Annotated in this window: 5 protein-coding genes; 1 reads left to right on the forward strand and 4 read right to left on the reverse strand. The window is 74.3% G+C overall.

The window, feature by feature from the left end:
• Positions 1-3 precede the first annotated feature (3 nt).
• The 3 genes from VFV89_RS13370 to VFV89_RS13380 are packed head-to-tail and all read right to left on the reverse strand — an operon-like array spanning position 4 to position 5,810.
• The gene (locus tag VFV89_RS13370) at positions 4-3,267 is read right to left on the reverse strand and encodes an ATP-binding protein (RefSeq protein WP_329706444.1); all 3,264 of its coding nucleotides are present in this window, start codon (positions 3,265-3,267) and stop codon (positions 4-6) included.
• 9 nt (positions 3,268-3,276) lie between these two features.
• Entirely contained in the window at positions 3,277-4,848 is a 1,572-nt protein-coding gene (locus tag VFV89_RS13375; protein WP_329706445.1) for an ABC transporter permease, read from the reverse strand.
• Positions 4,845-5,810 (reverse strand): ATP-binding cassette domain-containing protein, encoded by a 966-nt coding sequence (locus tag VFV89_RS13380; RefSeq protein WP_414690383.1) that lies wholly within the window; start codon positions 5,808-5,810, stop codon positions 4,845-4,847. Before VFV89_RS13380 ends, VFV89_RS13375 begins: the two co-directional genes overlap by 4 nt.
• A 42-nt stretch (positions 5,811-5,852) precedes the next feature.
• Here VFV89_RS13380 and VFV89_RS13385 point away from each other — a divergent pair, with 42 nt between their 5' ends.
• Complete coding sequence (locus tag VFV89_RS13385; RefSeq protein WP_329706447.1) at positions 5,853-6,317, forward strand: GbsR/MarR family transcriptional regulator; 465 nt, start codon at positions 5,853-5,855, stop codon at positions 6,315-6,317.
• Positions 6,318-6,355: 38 nt separating this feature from the next.
• Here VFV89_RS13385 and VFV89_RS13390 read toward each other — a convergent pair whose 3' ends face one another.
• Positions 6,356-6,961: an acVLRF1 family peptidyl-tRNA hydrolase gene (locus VFV89_RS13390; protein ID WP_414690384.1), complete on the reverse strand. Its 606-nt coding sequence runs from the start codon at positions 6,959-6,961 to the stop codon at positions 6,356-6,358.
• Positions 6,962-7,029: the final 68 nt, after the last annotated feature.

The following is a 7,029-nucleotide window of genomic DNA, read 5'->3' on the forward strand; positions in this document are numbered from 1 at the left end:
CGCTTACCCCAGCGCGGAAAGCGCCCGGCGAGCGTGCTCCTCGAACCGGCGCGACCCGCTGTCCGCGTTCACCCGGACCGCCTCCTCCAGGGCCGCCCGCGCCCGCTCGGTGTCACCGAGGGCGAGGGCGCCGAGACCGATGAAGTACGCCGTGGAGCCCGCGGACAGCACCGATCCGTACGTCGCGTGCTCGTCGGCGTAGGGCTCGATCCGGGCGAGCGCCTCCGCCAGCCCCTCGGTCCGACCGCACAGCGCGAGGATCTCGACCCGGAGGCACTGGGCGAAGTGGCTGGCGTAGTCGTACTCGTCCTCCGGCTCCGGGTCGCCCAGCAGCCGGAGCGCTGCGTCGTGGTCACCGGACCGGGCAAGCGCGTGCGCGACGTAGGTGCGGTAGGAGCGGTTGGGGTGGCCCTGCGCGGCCACGACCAGGTCGGCCGGGACCTCACCGGTGGACGGTTGCCGCTCCAGCGTGGTCAGCCCGGTGAGCTCCTCCAGCCCCACCACGGTCGTCCGGCGGTGCACTGCCAGCGCCCGTTGCCCGAGCTCGTCGGCGTCCGGGGCACGCGTCTCGGCCGCCCGCAGCCACCGCCACCACGCCAGCGGGATGTCGATGCCGGTGTGGCGCAGCTCGGCGGCGATCTCGAAGGCGCGGGCCATCACCTCGTCGGACTCCCGCGCGCGGCCCTGCCGGTGCAGCCCACTGCCGAGGTGGAACAGCGCCGCCAGCTCGCGCTCCTGGTCGATGTCGAGACCCAGGAGCTCACGGGCGGTCGCCTCGCGCTCCGCGGCCCGGCCGGGAAGGAACAGGGTGATGCACCGGAGCTCCAGGCACTCCTGGAGCAGCGCCTTGTCGCCCAGGGACCGGGCCAGGGCCAGGGCCTCGCCCGCGGCACGGTCCGCGTCGTCGATCCGCCGCGCGATGTAGGACTCCGTGCTCAGGTGCATCAGGAGCCGCGCCCGCAGCACCGGGTCCGAGACCTCGCGCAGGCAGTCCTCGAGCACCGAGATCGTGGCCTGGTCCGGCTCGCCGATCTCCCGCCAGTGCCAGACGTTGTAGCTGCGGAAGCCCGTGGCCGCCCGCGCCGTGAGCTCGACGTCGCCGACCGAGCGGCCCAGGGCGACGGCACTGTCCAGCGCCTCCTGGGCACCTCGGATGTCGCCGAGCCGCTGCCGGGCCGCTGCGAGGTCGAGCAGGAGTCCGTGGCGGCGGCGCACGTCCGGCTCGGGCGCCAGCGCCTCGACCGCGAGGGTGGCGCGCCACGTCTCGGCGGCCTCCTCGTAGGCGCCGCGGCGCTCGGCGGAGCGTGCCGCTTCGGCGCCGTGGTGAACGGCGTCGAGCACCACGTCCGGGAAGTACGCCGCGGCGCGGGCCAGGTGGAAGGCGACCTCGGTGACCAGCTCGGGCTGGGCGGCCAGCCGCCGCTCCATCGCTCGCCCGACAAGCTTGTGCAGCCGGGCGCGGCGACCTGGGCGCAGGTCCCGCTCGATGGTCTCGCGGGTCAGCGCGTGCACGAACCGGAAGCTGCCGGGGAGCTCGTCCGGGCGGACGATGCCGGTCCCGACCGCCAGGTCCACGTCCTCCAGCGAGGAGCGCTCCAGGACCGCGTCCAGCCCGTCCAGCGGGAACCGGCGGCCGGCCACCGACGCCACCTCCAGCGCCTCGCGGGTGCTGGCGGGCAACCCGGCCAGGCGGAGCCGGACCACGTCGGCGATCCCGTCGGGCACCTCCAGCCGCTCGGCCCGCTCGGCCAGGCCCTCGCCCGTGCCATCGGCGGCGAGCAGCCGGGCCATCTCCAGGACGAAGAACGGGTTGCCGTCGGTGCGCCGCGCCAGCACCGCGGCCAGGGCCGGGTCGGGGTCGTCGAAGACGTCGCGCAGCAGCTCGACCACCGCGTCCTCCCCCAGGTGGGGCATCCGCAACCGGGTCGCACCGAGCCGGGCCAGCCCGGCCAGGGCCACGGTGAGGGCGGGGTTCACCTCGGGGTCGACGTCGCGGACGGTCACCACGAACGCCACCGGCCGCTGCCGGAGCGCCTCGGCCGCGTAGGCGAGCAGCCGCAGCGACGACGCGTCGGCCCAGTGCAGATCCTCCAGGACCACCAACAGCGGGCCGGGCCGGGCGGCCAGGACGCGAGTCACCGCGTCATAGGTCCGCAGCGCGGCCGCGTCCGCACCCGTCGCCTCGACGTCGGGTCCGGGCTGGGTGCCGAGCAGGACGGCCACCTCGGCCGGGGCGTCGGGGCCGGCCAGCTCGCGGAGGATCGGCAGCCAGGGCCAGTACGCCGGTGCCACGTCCGCCTCGTGGCAGCGGCCGACCACCACGCGGGCACCGCGCGCCCGGCCGCGCCGGACCACCTCGTCGGCCAGCATCGTCTTGCCGATCCCGGCCTCACCGGTGAGCGCGACGACGCCGCCGCGGCCGTCGTCGACCAGCTCGTCGAGGGCGTCCTCGAGGGCCGCGAGCACGGAGACCCTCCCGACCACGCCCGTGGCGCGGCTCCGGGTGGCGTCGGTACCCGGCGACAGGGCCGCCGCGGGGCTCAGGTGCGGTGCCTGGGCGAGCAGGTCCGCCTCCAGCTCCCGGACCGCCGGGGACGGGTCGACGCCGAGCTCGTCCACGAGCGACTCGCGCAGCCGGCGCAGCGTCTCGAGCGCGTCGGCCTGCCGCCCGCACCTGTACAGCGCCAGGGCCAGGAGCGACCACAGCCGCTCAGCGAACGGGTGCTCGGCCACCAGCGCCGCCGTCGCGGCCCGCGCCTCGTCCGGGCGGCCCAGCTCCAGCAGTGCTCCGGCCCGGGCCTCCTCGAGCAGGAGCCGGTCCTCCTCGAGGCGGGCGGCCTCCGCCGCGAGGCCCGGGACGTCCCGCAGGTCGGCGTACGGTGCCCCCCGCCACAGCGCCAGGACCTCCTCGGTGCGGACCAGCGCCTCGCCTGCGGCCAGCCCGTCCAGCGACCGGGCGACCGAGCTCAGCGCACCGGCGTCGACCTCGGCGCCACCGAGCCGGTAGCCGCCAGGGTCGAGCACGATCTCCGCCGGCCGGAGCGCGGCCCGCAGCCGGCTGACGGCGACCTGCAGGGACGCGGTCGCCGACGGCGGCGCCTCCTCGCCCCAGACCTCGTCGACCAGCCGCTCCGGGGTCACCGCCCGCCCGCGGGCAGCGGCGAGGACCGCCAGCACGGCCCGCTCACGGCGACCGCCGAGCCGGGCCTCGATGCCGTCGACGACAGCCCGGAGCGGTCCGAGCACCTCGACGCGGACCTGCGGCACGACGGAAGGCTAGGCGATGTCGCGCCGTCGGAAGGCGAGCTGACCCCCGACACTCAGGGCCACCGCCAGCACGCTCAGCACCACGAACGGCCCCCACGCGAAGCTCTCGGCCGGCACGAACGCCAGGTGCTCGAACGGCGAGAGGTCACGGAACCACTGAGGCAGCTTCAGCACCTCGCCGAACAGCAGCACGACGGAGGCGACCAGGAGGAGGAGCCACGCCACCTTCGCCGCTCGGGGCGCGATGCCGTAGAGCAGCCGGGCGAACCCGCTGAGCACCAGCACAGCAGGCAGGTAGGACGCCATCGCGCCCGTCATCCGCAGGATCGCGCCGCTGTCGCCCGTCGCGAGGGCGTAGGCGGTGCCGAGGCCGAGCCCGCTACCGAGCAGCATCGCGACGGTGCCGAGGACGGTGATCGCGACGTGCCCGGCCAGCCACCGGGAGCGGGGCAGGGCCGTGGCCAGCAGCGACTCGAGCCGGCCGGCGCCCTCCTCACCCGGCGGGCGCAGCGCGGACGAGATCGCGAACCCGCACGCGAGCAGCGAGAGCATCACGATCAGGGTGGCGTAGAACGCGTCCACGATGTCACCGCGGCCCTGCAGCATCATCTCCTTGCTGAAGTCCGAGTCGCCCACCAGGTCACCGACGTTGTCGCCCATCACCCCGAACGACAGCCCCGAGACGACCAGGCCGGCCAGCCAGGCGAGGACCGCGGGGCGCTGGAGCCGCCAGGCCAGGCCGAGGCCGCTCTGCAGCCCCCTGGCGGCGCGCGCAGGACCCGGGCGGGTCGCGACCACGCCCGCGCCGAAGTCGCGGCGGTCGAAGACGGCGTACCCCGCCGCCACGGCCACCGCCGCACCGGCGCCGAGCAGCAGTGCCGGCCACCAGCGCAGGCCGGAGAACGCGTGCATGGCCTGGTACCAGCCGATCGGCGAGAGCCAGCTCAGCGCCGGCGCGCTGACGTCGCCGATCGCGCGGAGCGCGTAGGCGAGGCCGATCACCGAGCCGGCGAGACCGTACGCGGCCCGGGTGCTGGTGGTGAGCTGCGCGGCCAGGAGCGCCGTACCGCTGAAGAACCAGCCGCACAGCGTGAGGCCGGCACCGAGGCCGATCGAGTCGGCGGACGCGAGGCCGTAGCCGATCAGGCTCGCCGAGACGACCACGCCGAGCACGACGTTGGCGATCATCGCGTTGAGGAGGGCGGCGGTCATCGGCGCGTACCGGCCCACCGGAGCCGCGCGCAGCAGCTCGTCGCGGCCGCTCTCCTCCTCGGCCCGGGTGTGGCGGCCGATGAGGAACATGCTCATCAGCCCGGCACAGATGGCGCCGAACGCCGCAGCCTGCCAGGTGACCTGGCCCCCGGTGGTGTTCAGCGCGCGGGCCGGCCCGGCCATGGCGATGAACGCGGCGTTCCCCTCCATGGCGGCCGCCGCCTTGTCGAACTCGGCCTGGGTCTTGTAGAGACCGTCGACGCTCCAGGCCTGGCTCACGTACAGCAGCGCCACGCCGAGCCCCCACCACACGTACCACCACCGGTCGCGGCGGAGGAACGCGCGGAGGAACGTCAGGGTCCCGGTCACGGGACGGCCTCCTCCTTGTCCTCCTCGACGTCCTCCTCGACGTCCTCCTCGACCTCCTTCTCGATCCGGTCGCCGTAGTGACGGAGGAAGAGGTCCTCGAGGGTCGGGGGCTGGCTCTGCAGGGAGCGGACCCCACCGGTCTGCAGGGCGTCCAGCACCGGGTCGAGCCGCGCGGTGTCCACCTGGAGCTGGACCCGGTGGCCGTCGATGTCGACGTCGTGGACGCCGGGCAGCGCGTCCAGACCGGCCGGGACCGACTCCAGGTCGGCGGTGATCGAGGTCCGGGTCAGGTGGCGGAGCTCGGCGAGGGAGCCCGACTCGACGCACCGGCCGGACCTGATGATGCTCACCCGGTCACAGAGGTGCTCCACCTCCGCGAGGATGTGGCTGGACAGCAGGACGGTGTGTCCGTCGGCGCGGAACTCCTCGATGCAGCCCCGGAACACCGACTCCATCAGCGGGTCCAGCCCGGACGTCGGCTCGTCGAGCAGCAGGAGCTCCACGTCGGAGGCGAGCGCAGCGACCAGCGCGACCTTCTGCCGGTTTCCCTTGGAGTAGCTCCGCCCCTTCTTCGTGGGATCGAGCTCGAAGCGCTCGAGCAGGTCCGCCCGCCGCCGTTCGTCCAGCCCGCCCCGGAGCCGGCCGAGCAGGTCGATCACCTCGCCGCCGGTGAGGTTGGGCCACAGGTTGACGTCGCCGGGGACGTAGGCCAGCCGGCGGTGCAGCTCCGCGGCGTCCCGCCACGGGTCCCTGCCGAACAGGTGGACCTCTCCCGCGTCCTTGCGGAGCAGGCCGAGCAGCACCCGGATCGTCGTCGACTTCCCGGCGCCGTTGGGGCCGAGGAAGCCGTGCACCTCCCCCGTCCTGATGGTCAGGTCCAGCCCGTCGAGGGCTCGCACCGACCCGAACGTCTTCACCAGCCCGCGGACGTCGATCACATCGTCAGCCACGACAACGACCATACGCCTATTTCAATATCTTCTGAAACTTGTATTCTGTGTGATGTGACACCCGCCCAGCAGTCCTCGGTCGAGCGGATCGGCGCCGCCCTGGCCCAGGCCGGGCTGGCCAGGCTGCCGTCCCGCCTCTTCGCGGCGCTGCTGGTCGACGACGACGGCCGGATGACCTCCGCGGAGCTCGCCACGGCCCTCGGCGTCTCCCCCGCCGCCATCTCGGGTGCGGTCGGCTACCTCGAGCAGCTCGGCATGCTGCGCCGGGAGCGGGAGCGGGGCTCGCGCCGCGACGTCTACGTCGTCGACGACGACGCCTGGCACGGCGCGATGATGAGCCACGACCAGATCTACGGCCCGATCAAGGCCTCGCTCGAGCACTCCCTGACCGCTCTCGGGGACGACTCCCCCGCGCACCGGCGGGTGGCGATGAGCCTGGACTTCCTGCGCTTCGTCGAGGTCGAGCTCGATGCCCTGGCCGACAAGTGGGACAAGCGCAAGGCGGAGCTGGGCTACTGACGGCCGCTCCACCAAGACAGGCGTTGACGACATCGACGTCAGGCGTTGACGACATCGACCGCGACCGAGCACGCATCAGCGATCGCCTGCTCCAGCACGTCGCGCCTGGGGTCCGCAACGGCGAGCCAGGGGCCGACCACCGTGAGCCGGTCGAGCCGCGGGTCGGCCAGCACCTCGTCCACCGCGCCGTGGTCGCCGCCGGTGACGACCGGCAGGGGGCCGGCCCCCAGGATCCGCGCCGCGTGGCCGGCGGCGGCCTCATAGGCCTGCCGGGCCTGGTTGTCGCGCCTGCGCGCGAACCGCTGCTGGCTCTGACCGCCCGCCTTGGTCCGGCCCTGCACGTGCCGCTGCCCGATCTTGGACTCGACGACCCGCTCCCCGGCCAGGCGCGCGACCCCGAAGCCACCCTTGCGCACCAGCAGCAGCCCCCAGTCGGCCGGCGGCCCGATCTCGGTCGTGAACGCCGCCGCGTCCGGCGGTCCGGCGTACGCCGCAAGGAACGGCAGTCGGGCCACGAACGTCGACCCGTCGGCCGCCGAGCCGGTCAGTGCGCCGTCCGCGACCACCAGCGCGGCCTCGCCGTGCCGGCCGCTGAAGTTGAGCACCCACCGCTCGAACCGCTCTCGAGGGACGAGGACGATCATTGCGTGGCCGGGGCCAGGATCACGTCTGCGGTGTGGGACGTGCCGTTGCGCAGGTAGGTCAGCGTCAC

The sequence above is a fragment of the Nocardioides sp. genome, from assembly GCF_036274455.1.
Taxonomy (GTDB): domain Bacteria; phylum Actinomycetota; class Actinomycetes; order Propionibacteriales; family Nocardioidaceae; genus Nocardioides.

What these genes read in the sequence shown, in the direction of transcription:
- VFV89_RS13380 (WP_414690383.1), bottom strand. Translation starts at nt 5,810, where the DNA reads ATGGTCGTTGTCGTGGCTGACGATGTGATCGACGTCCGCGGGCTGGTG.
- VFV89_RS13390 (WP_414690384.1), bottom strand. Translation starts at nt 6,961, where the DNA reads ATGATCGTCCTCGTCCCTCGAGAGCGGTTCGAGCGGTGGGTGCTCAAC.